At 72.9% G+C, this 15,292-nt stretch carries 14 protein-coding genes; all 14 read left to right on the forward strand.

Going from position 1 to position 15,292, the window contains the following annotated elements; translation table 11 throughout:
- Positions 1-9: 9 nt before the first annotated feature.
- The 14 genes from JNO54_RS07955 to JNO54_RS08020 all read left to right on the forward strand — a co-directional run bounded on the left by JNO54_RS07955 (position 10) and on the right by JNO54_RS08020 (position 15,260).
- On the forward strand, positions 10-1,560 hold the full coding sequence (locus JNO54_RS07955; protein WP_307818119.1) for a UDP-N-acetylmuramoyl-L-alanyl-D-glutamate--2,6-diaminopimelate ligase: 1,551 nt from the start codon (positions 10-12) through the stop codon (positions 1,558-1,560).
- The gene (locus JNO54_RS07960) at positions 1,557-2,939 is read left to right on the forward strand and encodes a UDP-N-acetylmuramoyl-tripeptide--D-alanyl-D-alanine ligase (RefSeq protein ID WP_204143415.1); all 1,383 of its coding nucleotides are present in this window, start codon (positions 1,557-1,559) and stop codon (positions 2,937-2,939) included. Before JNO54_RS07955 ends, JNO54_RS07960 begins: the two co-directional genes overlap by 4 nt.
- Positions 2,936-4,015: a phospho-N-acetylmuramoyl-pentapeptide-transferase gene (gene mraY / locus JNO54_RS07965; protein ID WP_204143416.1), complete on the forward strand. Its 1,080-nt coding sequence runs from the start codon at positions 2,936-2,938 to the stop codon at positions 4,013-4,015. Before JNO54_RS07960 ends, mraY begins: the two co-directional genes overlap by 4 nt.
- Positions 4,012-5,499: a UDP-N-acetylmuramoyl-L-alanine--D-glutamate ligase gene (murD, locus tag JNO54_RS07970; protein WP_307818120.1), complete on the forward strand. Its 1,488-nt coding sequence runs from the start codon at positions 4,012-4,014 to the stop codon at positions 5,497-5,499. Before mraY ends, murD begins: the two co-directional genes overlap by 4 nt.
- A gap of 4 nt (positions 5,500-5,503) precedes the next feature.
- Complete coding sequence (gene ftsW / locus JNO54_RS07975; protein WP_204143418.1) at positions 5,504-6,796, forward strand: putative lipid II flippase FtsW; 1,293 nt, start codon at positions 5,504-5,506, stop codon at positions 6,794-6,796.
- Positions 6,793-7,911 (forward strand): undecaprenyldiphospho-muramoylpentapeptide beta-N-acetylglucosaminyltransferase, encoded by a 1,119-nt coding sequence (gene murG / locus JNO54_RS07980; protein ID WP_204143419.1) that lies wholly within the window; start codon positions 6,793-6,795, stop codon positions 7,909-7,911. Before ftsW ends, murG begins: the two co-directional genes overlap by 4 nt.
- Complete coding sequence (gene murC, locus JNO54_RS07985; protein ID WP_204143420.1) at positions 7,908-9,374, forward strand: UDP-N-acetylmuramate--L-alanine ligase; 1,467 nt, start codon at positions 7,908-7,910, stop codon at positions 9,372-9,374. Before murG ends, murC begins: the two co-directional genes overlap by 4 nt.
- Positions 9,371-10,102 (forward strand): cell division protein FtsQ/DivIB, encoded by a 732-nt coding sequence (locus JNO54_RS07990; protein WP_204143421.1) that lies wholly within the window; start codon positions 9,371-9,373, stop codon positions 10,100-10,102. Before murC ends, JNO54_RS07990 begins: the two co-directional genes overlap by 4 nt.
- 170 nt (positions 10,103-10,272) lie before the next feature.
- Positions 10,273-11,607, forward strand: coding sequence for a cell division protein FtsZ (ftsZ, locus tag JNO54_RS07995; protein WP_204143422.1), 1,335 nt, complete (start codon positions 10,273-10,275; stop codon positions 11,605-11,607).
- Between the two features lie 34 nt (positions 11,608-11,641).
- Entirely contained in the window at positions 11,642-12,382 is a 741-nt protein-coding gene (gene pgeF, locus JNO54_RS08000; RefSeq protein WP_307818121.1) for a peptidoglycan editing factor PgeF, read from the forward strand.
- Positions 12,379-13,089 carry a YggS family pyridoxal phosphate-dependent enzyme gene (locus JNO54_RS08005; RefSeq protein WP_204143423.1) on the forward strand — a complete coding sequence of 237 codons (711 nt, stop codon included), beginning with the start codon at positions 12,379-12,381 and terminating at the stop codon, positions 13,087-13,089. Before pgeF ends, JNO54_RS08005 begins: the two co-directional genes overlap by 4 nt.
- A 58-nt stretch (positions 13,090-13,147) precedes the next feature.
- The gene (locus JNO54_RS08010; RefSeq protein ID WP_204143424.1) at positions 13,148-13,621 is read left to right on the forward strand and encodes a cell division protein SepF; all 474 of its coding nucleotides are present in this window, start codon (positions 13,148-13,150) and stop codon (positions 13,619-13,621) included.
- A gap of 148 nt (positions 13,622-13,769) precedes the next feature.
- Positions 13,770-14,045, forward strand: a complete 276-nt coding sequence (locus JNO54_RS08015; protein ID WP_204143425.1) for a YggT family protein — start codon at positions 13,770-13,772, stop codon at positions 14,043-14,045.
- A gap of 63 nt (positions 14,046-14,108) precedes the next feature.
- Positions 14,109-15,260: a DivIVA domain-containing protein gene (locus JNO54_RS08020; RefSeq protein ID WP_204143426.1), complete on the forward strand. Its 1,152-nt coding sequence runs from the start codon at positions 14,109-14,111 to the stop codon at positions 15,258-15,260.
- The last annotated feature ends 32 nt before the right edge of the window (positions 15,261-15,292 follow it).

Consider the following 15,292-nt stretch of genomic DNA (forward strand, 5'->3'; position numbering starts at 1 on the left):
TCGCACCTCGTGCCCTCACCCCGCCCGGAGTCTGTCGAGCCGACACCGCTCAGCGCGCTGTCGGGCTCTGCCGGACCCCTGAGCGAGCTCGTCCCAGGGCCCTCCGGCGACCTGCCTGAGGTCACCGGCGTCACGCTGAGCACCTTCACGGTCCACCCCGGAGACCTCTACGCCGCGCTGCCCGGCGCCAACGCCCACGGCGCCTCCTACGCCACGAAGGCCGCCGAGGCGGGCGCCGTCGCCCTCCTCACGGACGAGGCCGGCCTGGGCATCGCCCGGGACGCCGGCGTCGACCTGCCCGCCATCGTCGTGCCCGACCCCCGCGCGGTCCTCGCCCGGGTCGCCGCGACGATCTACGGCACGGCGCTGCCCGAGGGTCCGGGCGTGCGGACCTTCGGCATCACCGGGACCAACGGCAAGACGACGACGGCCTACCTGCTCACCTCCGCGCTGCAGGCGCTCGGTCGCACGACCGGGCTCATCGGCACCGTCGAGACGACGATCGGTCAGGAGCGGGTGCCGAGCGCCCGGACCACCCCGGAGAGCCCCGACCTGCACGCCCTGCTGCGCGTCATGTCCGATCGCGGCATCGACGACTGCGTCATGGAGGTCAGCAGCCACGCGCTCGTCCTCCACCGCGTCGACGAGGTCGTCTACGACATCGCGCTCTTCACCAACCTCAGCCAGGACCACCTCGACTTCCACGACGACATGGAGGACTACTTCGCCGCCAAGGCGTCGTTGTTCGCGCCCGGGCGTGCCCGCGCCGCCGTCGTCTGCGTCGACGACGCGTGGGGGCGCCGGATCGCCGAGGCCTGCGAGATCCCGTGCCGCACGGTGAGCTCCGACCCGGCCGTCCCGGCCGACTTCGTCATCACCTCGGTCGACGACCAGGACTTCGTCCTCTCGGGCGAAGGGGGGCAGCTGGCTCTGCGCAGCGGGCTCGCCGGCGCCTTCAACCGGACCAACACGGCGATGGCCGCCGTGGCGCTGCTCCTCGCCGGGCACGACCGCGAGGCGGTCGTCGCGGCGGTGCGGGCCAAGCCCCGCGTCCCCGGCCGGATGGAGCCGGTGCCGGCCCCCGAGGGCGTCGACGCGCAGGCTCTGCCGCGGGTCGTCGTCGACTTCGCGCACACCCCGGACGCCGTCGCCTCGGCGGTCGCCGCGCTGCGCGAGAGCACTCGGGGTCGCCTCGTCGCCCTGCTCGGTGCCGGCGGCTCCCGCGACCCGGGCAAGCGCCCGGACATGGGCCGCGCCGCCGCCGACCACGCCGACCTCGTCATCGTCACCGACGACAACCCGCGCGCCGAGGACCCCGCCGCGATCCGCGAGGCCGTCGCCTCCGGCGCTCGCGAGGGCCGGGCCGACGTCGAGGTCGTCCCCGACCGGCGCGTCGCGGTCGAGCACGCGGTCCGGGCCGCCGGACCCGGCGGTGTCGTCGCCCTCCTCGGCAAGGGCCACGAGACCGGACAAGAGATCCAGGGGGTCATCACCCCCTTCGACGACCGCCTCGTCGCCGCCGAGGTGCTGCGCACGCTGGCCCAGGAGAGCACCCGATGATCCCCATGACCCTCGTCGAGGTCGCCGCCGTCACCGGTGGCACGCCCCACGGCGACGAGAGCGCCACCGTGAGCGGGCCCGTCGTCACCGACGCCCGTGAGGCGGAGGTGGGCAGCCTCTACGTCGCCCGCGTCGGCGAGCACGCCGACGGGCACGACTACGCCGGTCAGGCCGCCGAGCGGGGTGCGACCGCGGCCCTGACCACCCGGGTCGTCGACGAGCTCGCCTGCGTCGTCGTCGACGACACCCAGGACGCCTTCGTCGCGCTGAGCCGCGCGCTCATCGACCGCCTGCCCGAGCTCCACGTCGTGGGGATCACCGGGTCCTCCGGCAAGACGAGCACCAAGGACCTCCTCGGGTCGGTCCTCGCCACGGCAGGGGAGACCGTCGCCCCGCAGGGCTCCTACAACTCCGAGGTCGGGGTGCCGCTCACCGTCTGCCGCGTCACCGAGGCGACCCGCTACCTCGTCGTCGAGATGGGTGCCCGCGGGGTCGGCCACGTCGAGTACCTTACCGAGATCGCCCCGGCCCAGGTCGGGGTCGTGCTCAACGTCGGGCACGCGCACGTCGGGGAGTTCGGCTCGATCGACCAGGTGGCGCTCGCCAAGTCCGAGCTCGTCCGCGCCCTGCCCGCCGACGGCGTCGCGGTGCTCAACGCCGACGACCCCCGCGTGCGCGCGATGGCCGGGGTGACCACCGCCCGGGTGGTCCTCGTCGGCGAGGCCGAGGACGCCGACGTCCGCGCCACCGACGTGACCCTCGACGAGGGCGGCCGTCCCCGCTTCACCGTCACCGCCCCCTTCGGCACGGCGGAGGTGAGCCTGCCGCTCGTCGGCCGCCACCACGTCGGCAACGCCCTGTCCGTCATCGCCGCCGCCCAGGCGTGCGGGCTCGACCTCGAGGCGATCGTCGCCGCGCTCGCCGACGTGCGCCCGGCCAGCCGCTGGCGCATGGAGGTCACCGAGCGGGCCGACGGGGTCCGCGTCGTCAACGATGCCTACAACGCCAACCCCGACTCGATGGCCGCGGCCCTGCACGCCCTCGCCGCGATGTCCGCGAGCGGCCGTCGCGTCGCCGTCCTCGGCTCGATGCTCGAGCTGGGGGAGGAGTCGCCCGCGCTCCACCGAGGGGTCGGCCGGCTCGCCGGCGAGCTCGGCATCGACACCGTGGTGGCTGTCGGCGGGCTCGCCACGGACATCGCCGAGGGTGCCCGCTCGGCGGGCGTGACCACCGTCGAGCACGTGAGCGACGTCGACGCCGCCGAGGAGCTGCTCACCGCGCGACTCGCCGACGGAGACGTCGTGCTTCTCAAGTCGAGCCGCGACGCGGGGCTACGGTGGCTCGGAGATCGACTCAGCGAGAAGGAGGTCGGGCAGTGAAGGCGGTGCTCATCGCATCGGTCGTGTCACTCGTCGTGGCGCTGCTCGGGACCCCGATGTTCATCAAGGTCCTTGTGAAGCAGGGCTACGGCCAGTTCATCCGCGACGACGGCCCGACCTCGCACCACACCAAGCGCGGCACCCCGACGATGGGCGGGGCGGTGATCATCACCGCGACCGTCGTCGCCTACCTCGTGGCCCACCTCGCGACGTGGTCGCGGCCCACGGTGAGCGCCCTGCTCGTCCTCTTCCTCATGGCCGGCCTCGGCGCCGTCGGCCTCGCCGACGACTACATCAAGATCAGCAAGCAGCGCAGCCTCGGCCTGCGCTCCCACGAGAAGCTCATCGGGCAGACCCTCGTCGCCGTGATCTTCGCCGTGCTCGCGCTGCAGTTCCCCGACGAGAGCGGCCGCCTGCCCGCCTCGACGCACATCTCCTTCGTGCGCGACCTGCCGCTGGACCTCGCCTTCGCCGGGCCGATGGTCGGCATCGTGCTCTTCGTCATCTGGGCCAACCTCATGATCGCCGGCACGAGCAACGCGGTGAACCTCACCGACGGTCTCGACGGGCTCGCGACCGGGGCGTCGGCGATGGTCTTCGCCGCCTACGTCCTCATCTCGATCTGGAAGTTCAACCAGAACTGCCACGTCTCGCCGTCCGTCAAGTGCTACGAGGCCCGCGACCCGCTCGACCTCGCCGTCGTCGCCGCCGCCGGCATGGCCGCGTGCTTCGGATTCCTGTGGTGGAACGGCTCGCCCGCGAAGATCTTCATGGGCGACACCGGCTCGCTCGCCCTCGGCGGCGCGCTCGCCGGCCTGGCGATCACCACCCGCACCGAGCTGCTCATCGTCATCCTCGGCGGGCTCTTCGTCGCCATCACCCTCTCGGTGATCATCCAGGTCGCGAGCTTCAAGACGACCGGCAAGCGGGTCTTCCGGATGGCACCGCTCCAGCACCACTTCGAGCTCCTCGGGTGGCAAGAGGTGACGATCGTCATCCGCTTCTGGATCGTCGCCGGCCTGTGCGTCGCGCTCGGCCTGGGCATCTTCTACGCCGAGTGGGTCGTCGGCGCGTGAGCACCTGGCGTCTCCAGCACCTGACCCACCGCGACGCCGACTGGTCCGGCCTGCGCGTCGTCGTCGCCGGCCTCGGCATCTCCGGCTTCGCCGCGGCGGACGCCCTGCTCGAGCGGGACGCCGAGGTCACCGTCGTCGACGGGGGTACCCCGGTCGAGGGGTCCGAGATGGCCCATCGGGCCACGATCCTCGAGGTTCTCGGTGCCCGGCTGCACCTCGGCGACGCGCAGGACGAAGGGGTCCTCGTGGGTGCCGACCTCGTCGTCACCTCTCCCGGGTGGCCGCCGTCGCAGCCGCTGCTCGCCGCGGCCGTCGGGCGCGGCATCCCCGTGTGGGGCGAGGTCGAGCTCGCCTGGCGGATGCGACCGGAGGACGGGGGAGCACCCTGGCTCACCCTCACCGGCACCAACGGCAAGACGACGACGGTGCAGATGCTCACCTCGATCCTCACCGCCGCCGGCCTGCGCGCCTGCAGCGCCGGCAACGTCGGCACCCCGATCCTCGAGGCGGTGCTCCACCCCGAGCCCTTCGACATCATCGCCGTCGAGCTGAGCAGCTACCAGCTGCACTGGCAGGACTCGGTGCGTCCGCTCGCCTCGGCCTGCCTCAACATCGCGCCCGACCACATCGACTGGCACGGCAGCTACGAGGAGTACCTCGCCGCCAAGGGCAAGGTCTTCGAGGGCACCGAGGTCGCCTGCGTCTACAACGTCGCCGACGTCGCGACGCGCACGCTCGTCGAGCGGGCCGACGTCGTCGAGGGCTGCCGCGCCGTGGGCTTCACCCTCGGCAGCCCGGCCCCCTCGATGCTCGGGCGGGTCGAGGACCTCCTCGTCGACCGGGCCTTCGTCCCGGACCGCACGCACCAGGCCGCCGAGCTCGCCTCGGTCGCCGACCTCGGGGCGGTCGAGGGGGCCGAGGGGCCGGGCGTGCCCGACCACGTCGTCGCCAACGCCCTCGCCGCCGCGGCGCTCGCCCGGGCCTGCGGGGTCCCGCCGGTCGCCGTCCGCGACGGGCTGCGCGCCTGGCGCCCGGAGCCGCACCGCATCGCCCACGTCCTCACCGCCGACGAGATCCACTGGGTCGACGACAGCAAGGCGACCAACCCGCACGCCGCTGCCGCCTCGCTCTCCGCCTACGACCACGTCGTGTGGGTCGCCGGCGGGCTGCTCAAGGGCGCCGACGTCGACGAGCTCGTCGCCGCCAACGCCCACCGGCTGCGCGCCGCGATCCTCATCGGGCGCGACCGTCAGCAGATCGCCGAGGCGATCCGGCGACACGCGCCCGATATCCCCGTCCTCGACATCGCATCGGCCGACACTGAGGCGATGGATCTCGTCGTCGGGCAGGCGGCGGCGACCGCCCAGCCGGGTGACGTCGTCCTCCTCGCCCCTGCGGCGGCCTCCATGGACATGTTCGAGAACTACGGCGCCCGGGGTGACGCCTTCGCCGCCGCCGTGCGGCGCCACTACGAGCGGGGATGAGTCGATGAGCAGCAACGCGACGAGCGGGGGCCGGGCACCCGGCCTCGCGTCGCGGGTCGGCGGCCGGCGTGCCCGCGCCTGGACGAGCACCCTCGAGTCGCCGCTCACCACGTACTACGGGCTCCTCGGCATCGTCGGGCTGCTCGTCGGGATCGGCCTCGTCATGGTCCTCTCGGCGTCGATGATCATCTCGCTCAAGGAGAACGACTCCTCCCTGACGATCTTCCTCAAGCAGCTGCTCTTCGCGGTCGTCGGCCTCGGCGTCATGTGGTTCGCCTCGACGCGCTCGGTGGCCTTCTGGCGGAGGTCTGCCCTCGCCCTGCTCGCGGTCGGTCTCGTCCTGCTCGCCCTCGTGCCCTTCATCGGCTACGGCTTCCAGGGCAACAAGAACTGGATCGGCGTCGGGTCGGCGAGCATCCAGCCGAGCGAGATCGCCAAGATCGGGCTCGTCCTCGGTGGCGCCCTCATGCTCGAGCGCAAGCGGGCCCTGCTCGGCTCGCTCGGGCACGCCGTCATCCCCTTCGTCCTGCCGACGGCGATGACGATCCTCGTCCTCGTCATGCTCGGTCACGACCTCGGGACGGCGATGGTCATCGCCTCGATCGTCGTCGGCATGCTCTTCGCCTCCGGGCTGCGGCTGCGCTGGTTCGCGCTCGGCCTCGGTGTCTTCGCCGTGCTCGGCGCCGTCATGGCCTCGGTGAGCAGCAACCGCATGGAGCGCATCGCGATCTGGCTCGACCCGACCCGCTGCGCCCCCGGCACCGACCTCTACTACGGCATGTGCCGCCAGTCGATCCACGGTCGCTACGCGCTCGCGGACGGCGGCTGGTGGGGCGTCGGCCTCGGCAACAGCCGCGAGAAGTGGGGCTGGCTGCCCGAGCCGTACAACGACTTCATCTTCGCGATCGTCGGCGAGGAGCTCGGTCTGCTCGGCAGCCTCGGTCTCATCGCGCTCTTCGCCGGCTTCGCCGTCATCGGCATCCGGATCGTCAACGCCACCGACGACTTCTTCGTCCGTGTCGCCACGGCCGGGATCTGCACGTGGATCCTCGCCCAGGCGATGATCAACATCGGCTCGGTCATCGGCATGCTCCCGGTCATCGGCGTCCCGCTGCCCTTCGTCTCCGCCGGTGGCTCCTCGCTCGTGACGACGATGCTCGCCGTCGGCGTCCTCCTGTCCTTCGCCCGCTCCGAGCCGACGTGCGCGGCCGCCCTCGCGGCCCGCCCCTCCCGGCTCCGGGCGATGACCGCCCACCTGCCCATCCCCTTCGTCCGACGGAGCAAGCCGACCCCATGAGCCTCGCGCCCACCAGCCCACGCAGCGTCCTGCTCGCCGGAGGTGGAACCGCCGGCCACGTCTCCCCGCTCCTCGCGCTGGCCGACTGCCTGCGCCGCCGCGACCCGGACGTCACGATCCTCGCCGTCGGCACCGAGGCGGGCCTGGAGTCCCGGCTCGTCCCCGAGCGCGGCTACGAGCTCGCGACGATCCCCAAGGTGCCCATGCCGCGGCGCCCCTCCGGCGACCTGCTCCGTCTGCCCGGCAACCTGCGGCGCGCGGTCGCCCGCGCCGGCGAGATCATCGAGAGCTCGCGCGCGGAGGTCGTCGTCGGCTTCGGCGGCTACGTCTCGACGCCGGTCTACCTCGCCGCGCGGCGCCGCGGGGTGCCGATCGCCATCCACGAGCAGAACGCGCGCGCCGGCATGGCCAACAAGGTCGGTGCGCGGCTCACGCGGCACGTCGGCATCACCTTCGCCCAGACCCGGCTCGCTCACGGGCAGCTCGTCGGCATGCCGCTGCGCCGCGAGATCGCCCACCTCGACCGGGCTGCGCTGCGCTCGGAGGGCCGGGCGTTCTTCGGCCTGCGCGAGGACCTGCCGACGCTGCTCGTCACCGGCGGCTCGCTCGGCGCGAAGCGGCTCAACGACACCTTCGCGGCGTCCGTCGCGGCGCTCGGGCAGGCCGGGGTCCAGGTCCTGCACGTCACCGGGCGCGACAAGGACTTCGTGCCTCGGGGCGGCAGCCCCGCCGTGCCCTACGCCGTCGTGCCCTACGTCGACAGGATGGATCTCGCCTATGCCGCCGCGGACGTCGCGGTCTGCCGCTCGGGTGCGAACACCGTCTGCGAGCTCACCGCGGTCGGGCTCCCGGGCCTCTACGTGCCACTGCCGATCGGCAACGGAGAGCAACGGCTCAACGCGACCGGTGTCGTCGAGGCCGGCGGCGGGGCGCTCACCGACGACGCCGCCGTCACCCCGACCTGGGTGACCTCCGAGGTCGTCCCGCTGCTCACCGACCCCGAGCGGGTCGCGGCGATGTCCGCGGCGGCCGACGCGGTGGGGGAGCGCGACGGTGACGAGCTGCTCGCCGACCTCGTGACCCGGGCCTGGGCAGAGGGGCGGGCATCCCGATGAGCGTGCGCGACCGGCTGCCCTTGCGTCTCGACGTCGACGCGCCGGTGCCGTCCGCCGCCGCGCTCGGCCGCGTGCACGTCCTCGCCGTCGGCGGTGCGGGCATGTCCGCCGTCGCCCGGCTGCTCCTCGACGCGGGGCTGACGGTCAGCGGCAGCGACGCCAAGGACGGCCCGGTGCTCGAGGAGCTGTGCACCCGCGGCGCCACCATCGACGTCGGTCACGCGGCCGAGCACGTCGAGGGTGTCGACACGGTCGTGGTCTCCTCGGCGATCCGCGACGACAACCCCGAGCTCGTCGCGGCCCGGGCGGCCGGGGTGCGTGTCCTGCACCGCAGCCAGGGGCTCGTGGCCGCGATGGGGGAGCAACGCCGGGTCGCGGTCGCCGGCGCCAACGGCAAGACGACGACCTCCTCGATGCTTACCTCCGCGCTGCTCCACCTCGGGGCGCGGCCGTCCTTCGCCCTGGGCGGCGAGCTGGCCGAGCAGGGGACCAACGCCGCGCTGGGCGACGGCCCGGACTTCGTCGCCGAGGCCGACGAGTCCGACGGCTCCTTCCTCGTCTACCACCCCGACGTCGCGGTGATCACCAACGTCCAGCCCGACCACCTCGACTTCTACGGCGACTACGCGACGGTGCAGGAGGCCTACGCCGAGTTCGCGCGGACGGTGCGCCCCGGCGGTCTCGTCGTGACGTGCGCCGACGACGAGGGCTCGGCTCGGCTCGCCGCCCGGCTGCGCGCGGGCGAAGGGGGTGAGGTCGCCCCCGCCGGGACGTCGAGGGTCCGGGTCGTCACCTACGGCTTCGGGGAGGACGCCGACGTCCGGCTCGGGGAGCCGGTCCTCGAGGGGCGCGGTGGCCGCGCCACCCTGACCGTCGACGGTGCGACCCACGAGCTGCGGGTCCGCGTCCCGGGTCGGCACAACCTGCTCAACGCCGCGGCCGCCTTCGCCGCGGCGACGCTCGGCTGCGGCCACGACGCGGACGCCGTCCTCGCCGGCCTCGCGGCCTTCGGTGGCACCCGGCGACGCTTCGAGGTCCGGGGAGAGGTCGACGGCGTCACCGTCGTCGACGACTACGCGCACAACCCCGGCAAGGTCACCGCGGTGGTCGCGACGGCGAGCGAGATCGCCCGGCCCGGTCGGCTGCTCGTGATCTTCCAGCCGCACCTCTACTCCCGCACGTCCGACTTCGCGCAGGAGTTCGCGGCCGGGCTCGCCCCTGCCGACGACATCACGCTCCTCGAGATCTACGGCGCCCGCGAGGACCCCGTCCCCGGGGTGACCTCCGAGATCGTCGCCGCGCCGCTGCGTGCCGCGGGCCGCGCGGTCCAGGTGCTCGCGCCGCAGGAGGCGGTCGCCCATGTCGTCGCCGAGGCGCGTCCCGGCGACCTCGTCATGACCGTGGGTGCGGGCGACGTCACGGCGCTGACCGGCCAGATCGTCACGGGTCTGACGCGGCGATGACCGGGCGACGCGGCGAGCCCACCCACGAGCGCTTCGAGCAGCGCGCGGCCGAGGTGGCCGCGGCACGCCGGGGGCGGTGGCTCTGGGGTGCGGTGGTCGCCGCCGTCGTGACGGGGCTGGTCTACCTCGTCGGGTTCAGCCCGGCCCTCACCGCGGAGACGATCAGCGTCACGGGGGCAGACCCGGCGGACAAGAAGGCGGTCACCGCGATCGTCTCGGGAGTCCGAGGGACGCCTCTCGCGCGGGTCGACACCGGCGACCTCGTGAGCGAGATCGAGGAGCTGCCCGGCGTTCAGTCGGTCCGCGTCGAGCGGTCCTGGCCTCGCACGCTGTCCGTCGACGTCCTCGCCAGGGTGCCTGCGCTGGCCGTGGAACGATCTCAAGGTCAGGTAGAGGTCTATGACATGGAGGGCGTGCGGATCCGCACCGTGCGGTCTGCGCCGAAGGGGGTGCCGAAGGTCGCGGCGACGCAGGGCGCGACGGTCTCCGCCGAGGGGGTCTCGGCCGCTCGCTCGATGCTCGAGGCGCTGCCTGAGAAGCTCCGTGGACAGGTCCGCTCGGTGACCGTCGATGCGGCGGACCACGTGACCTTCAGAGCGGGGAGGACGACTGTCGTCTGGGGCGACAGCTCCGAACCTCAGCTCAAGGTCAAGGTGGTTGAGCTGCTCCTCCAGAAGAAGCCGAAGCTGCTCGACGTGTCCGCCCCGACGACCCCGGTGACCCGCTGAGCGCACGACACGCGGGTCGCCTTCTTGCGGCGGGGGCCCAGGACGCATAACGTCAGCGCCACACCGTGCGTGACCAAAACGTGATCTCAAGTTGAGATCGAGATCTCTGGCAAGGTCTCTCCCGGTGGACGAACCCGCTCAGCCGCTCGCAACGCACCCAGGAGAACCCCGTGGCATCTGCCCAGAACTACCTCGCCGTCATCAAGGTCGTCGGCATCGGCGGCGGAGGTGTCAACGCGATCAACCGGATGATCGAGGTGGGCCTCAAGGGTGTCGAGTTCATCGCCATCAACACCGACGCGCAGGCGCTCCTCATGAGCGACGCCGACGTCAAGCTCGACGTCGGCCGGGAGAACACCCGCGGTCTCGGAGCCGGCGCCGACCCGGAGGTCGGCAAGAAGGCCGCCGAGGACCACGCCGACGAGATCGAGGAGGTCCTCAAGGGGGCCGACATGGTCTTCGTCACCGCGGGCGAGGGTGGCGGCACCGGCACGGGTGGTGCGCCCGTCGTCGCGAAGATCGCCCGGGGCCTCGGCGCCCTGACCATCGGTGTCGTGACGCGCCCCTTCACCTTCGAGGGTCGCCGTCGCGCCAACCAGGCCGAGACGGGTATCGGTCAGCTCCGCGAGGAGGTCGACACGCTCATCGTCATCCCGAACGACCGGCTGCTCTCGATCAGCGACCGCGCCGTCTCGATGCTCGACGCCTTCCGCAGCGCCGACCAGGTGCTCCTCTCCGGCGTCCAGGGCATTACCGACCTCATCACGACGCCCGGTCTGATCAACCTCGACTTCGCCGACGTCAAGTCGGTCATGCAGGGCGCCGGCTCGGCGCTCATGGGCATCGGCTCGGCCCGGGGCGAGGACCGCGCGGTCCAGGCCGCCGAGCTCGCGATCAGCAGCCCGCTCCTCGAGGCGAGCATCGACGGCGCCCACGGTGTGCTGCTCTCGATCCAGGGTGGCTCCGACATCGGTCTCTTCGAGATCAACGAGGCCGCGCGTCTCGTCCAGGAGGCTGCCCACCCCGACGCCAACATCATCTTCGGCACCGTCGTCGACGATGCCCTCGGTGACGAGGTGCGCGTCACCGTCATCGCCGCCGGCTTCGACGGCGGCACCCCGAACCGTCGCCCCGACGAGCGCGCCCTCGGCACGATCCAGGGTTCCGCAGCGCAGCAGGGCCGTCCCGCGCAGGCCGCCCCGGCCCCCCAGCAGGGCGCCCCGCAGGCTGCTCCGCAGCAGGGTGGCCAGCCCCAGGGCGGTCAGGCTCCTGGCGGTCAGCCTCAGGTCGGCCAGCCCCAGGGTGCTCAGCCCCAGGGGGGCCAGCCGGCCGCCGCACCCCAGGCCTCGGCGCAGGGTGGCCAGGCGCCCGTCGGCGACGCCGTGCAGGGCGGCCCCGCCCAGGACGCCCCGGCCCAGCAGGCGCGCCCCCAGGCCCAGCAGCCGCCGCGCCAGGTGACCTTCGACGAGGGCGACGACCTCGACATCCCCGACTTCCTCAAGTGAGCCGGGACTGAGCGCGACGCAGACCGACGTACCCGTGACGACCCCTTCGCCCCAGGCCCCGACGCAGCAGCCGCTGCGCTGGGCCCGACGGGACGGAGGGGTCGTCCGCGTCGTCACCCACCGTCTCGGCGGGACCAGCCGCGGCGTCTACGACGGGCTCAACCTCGGCGTCCACGTCGGCGATGACCTCGCCGACGTCGAGCGCAACCGGCAGGTCGTCGAGGAGGCTGTCGGGATGCCGGTGGCCTACATGGACCAGGTCCACGGCGCGGACGTCGTCGAGGTGCGCGACGCCGCCAGCGTCCCGACCTGCGACGCCGTCGTCACGACCACACCCGGCCTGGCGCTGGCCGCCCTCGTCGCCGACTGCACGCCAGTCCTCCTCACCGACCCCGAGGCCGGCGTCGTCGGTGCGGCCCACGCCGGCCGCCCCGGGATGCTCGCCCGGGTCGTCCCGGCCGCGGTCGAGGCCATGCGCGACCTCGGCGCCCGTCGCATCGAGGCGACGGTCGGCCCGTCGGTGTGCGCCCGCTGCTACGAGGTGCCCGAGGCGATGCGCGCCGACGCCGCCCGGGAGAACCCCGCCGCCTTCGCCACCACCTGGCAGGGCACGCCCGCCATCGACGTCGCCGCGGGGGTCGTCGAGCAGCTCGTCGCCCTCGACGTCGACGTCACCTGGCTGCCCGGGTGCACCCGCGAGGAGCCGACCCTCTACTCCTACCGGCGGGACGGGCAGACCGGCCGATTCGCCGGCGTCGTCGGGATGACCCGATGAGCGCCACCCCGGAGCGGGTCGCCGAGCTCGAGACCAACCTCGCCACCGTCCGCGAGCGGGTCGACGCCGCGTGCGCCGCGGCCGGTCGGCAGCCGGACGAGGTCACCCTCGTCGTCGTGACGAAGTACTTCCCCCGCAGCGACGTCGACGCGCTCGCCGCGCTCGGCGTCACCGATATCGGGGAGAACAAGGCACAGGAGGCCTCCGCCAAGCTCGCCGAGGAGGGCGGCGCGCCGGAGGGCGTGCGGACCCACTTCATCGGGCAGCTGCAGAGCAACAAGGCCGGGGAGGTGGCGCGCTGGGCCGACGTCGTCCACTCCGTCGACCGGGTCAAGATCGTCCGCGCCCTCGACCGCGGCGCGCAGGCCTCGGGTCGCTCGATCACCGGGCTCATCCAGGTCGACCTCGACGGCTCCGACCCCGGGCGCGGGGGAGCGCTGCCGGCCGACGTCCCGGCCCTGGCGGACGCCGTGGCCGAGAGCGGGCTGACCCTCGGTGGGCTCATGGCGGTAGCCCCTCGGGGAGAGGACCCGGGGGCCGCCTTCGTCCGGCTGGCGGAGGTCGCCGAGCGGCTCCGGGCCGAGCACCCCGACGCGACGATGCTCTCCGCCGGGATGAGCGGTGACCTCGAGCAGGCCGTCGCGCACGGCGCGACACACCTGCGTGTCGGTACCGCAATCCTCGGAAGTCGACCGTCACACCGGTAACTTCAGTCACGACCGGCGACAGGGCGGCCCACGAGGCCGCAGGCGACAAGGATGTGACATGGGACTGCGTGACGCGATGGTCTACCTCGGGCTCGCCGAGGATCAGAAGCGCTACGACCAGTACGAGGACTACGCCGACGAGGCGCACGAGTCCTACGACGAGGTCGACGACGCGCCGCACGCCGAGGTGACCCGCCTGCGCGCGGTCGACCGCGACCACTCCGTCGCCGTCCGCGACGTCCAGGTCGGGCAGCTCAACCGGATCACGACGATCCACCCCCGCACCTACAACGACGCCCGCGCCATCGGCGAGAGCTTCCGCGACGACGTCCCGGTGATCATGAACCTCAGCGACATGGACGACTCGGACGCCAAGCGCCTCGTCGACTTCGCCGCGGGCCTCGTCTTCGGCCTCCACGGCTCGATCGAGCGCGTGACGAACAAGGTCTTCCTCCTCTCGCCGGAGCACATCGAGGTCGCCGCCGAGGGCGCCGACGCCCCCGCCGCCCGCCACCTCTTCAACCAGAGCTGACGCCGCACCGCCGGTCACCGTGCGCCCGGCGCCCACCCCATCGCCGCGACGGGGTGGGCGCCCGTCTGCGTCCCGGCCCGCCCGACGAGGACGGCCTGTCGCCGGTCCGGTGTCAGGGCACACCCAGGTCCTCGGGTATCAATAGGGCATGGATCTGATCCGGGCCGTCCTCCACCTGCTGCTCTACGGGTTCTTCCTGCTGCTCATCGGACGGCTGATCTTCGACTGGATCCAGGTCTTCGCCCGGCAGTGGCGACCCACCGGGATCGTCCTCGTCGTGGCCGAGGCGATCTACACCGTGACCGACCCACCGCTGCGAGCGCTGCGCAAGGTGCTGCCGCCGCTGCGGATCGGTGGGGTCGCTCTCGACCTCGCCTTCCTGGTCCTCATCCTCGGTGTCTCGATCCTGCTGCGTATCATCTAGTGTGATCGCGGTCTGCTCGTACGAGCATCGACTGCCCACCTGCCCGTGCAACGAGGAGAAGACATGGCGCTGACGGCCGAGGACGTCCTCAACAAGACGTTCACCCAGACCCAGTTCCGCCGGGGCTACGACGAGCGCGAGGTCGACGACTTCCTCGACGAGGTCGTCGCCGAGATGCGCCGCATGGTCAAGGAGAACGAGGACCTCCGTGCCCGCGTCCAGGACGGGGGCACCGGCCGCCCCGCCGCGGCTGCCGCGCCCGCCGCCGCTGCGGCCTCCGGCGACAACGGCCAGCTGGCCAAGGAGCGCGACGCGCTGCTGCGCCAGAACGAGGACCTCAGGTCCCGGCTCGAGAAGGAGCAGGCCGCCCTCGCCGACGTCAAGAAGCGCCTCGCCGAGCAGAGCGACGCCAAGGCCGCCGACGCGAAGGCCGCGGACGCCCGCGCCAAGGACGCCAGGTCCCAGGACGACCTCGTCGCCAAGGCTCAGGGCAGCGCCGACGAGCGCATCGCCACCGTGAACGCCCGCGCCGAGGAGGCCGAGAAGGCCGCCCAGGAGCGGATCGCCAAGGCCAACGCCGACGCCGAGAAGGCCGTCCAGGAGGCCAAGCGTCGCCGTGACGAGGCCGAGAAGGCAGCCGCCGAGGCTCAGGCCCGCGCCGCCCAGGCGCCGCAGCAGGACGAGAAGGACGGCGCCTCGACGGCCGCTGCCCTCGCCGGTGGCGCCGCGGCCGGCGGCGGCGCGAGCGGCCTCATCGCACTCGCCCAGCGCCTGCACGACGAGCACGTCGCCGAGGGCCAGTCCCAGCACGACAAGCTCGTCGCGCAGGGCAAGGCGAAGTTCGAGGAGCTCGTCGGCCAGGGCCAGTCGAAGCACGACGAGCTCGTCTCCAAGGGTCAGTCGCAGCACGACGACCTGCTGAGCCGCGGCAAGGCCGAGAACGAGAAGCTCGTCGGCGAGGGCACCTCGCAGCGCGACAAGCTCATCTCCGACGCGACCTCGCGCTCGCAGGGCATGGTCTCCGAGGCCGAGGAGAAGAAGAAGAAGATCCTCGGTGAGCTCGAGCAGGAGAAGACCAAGGTCGAGAAGCAGATCGCCGACCTCAAGGCCTTCGAGAAGGACTACCGCGGCCGGCTCAAGGAGTACATCTCCAGCCAGCTCGCCGACCTCGACTCCGTCGGCGTCACCGAGCGTCAGCCGCAGCAGCAGGGCTGACCTCGGCCCACGGGCAGCACGAAGGGGTGGCG

The organism is Janibacter endophyticus, assembly GCF_016888335.1.
In the GTDB taxonomy this organism is placed as follows: Bacteria; Actinomycetota; Actinomycetes; order Actinomycetales; family Dermatophilaceae; genus Marihabitans; species Marihabitans endophyticum.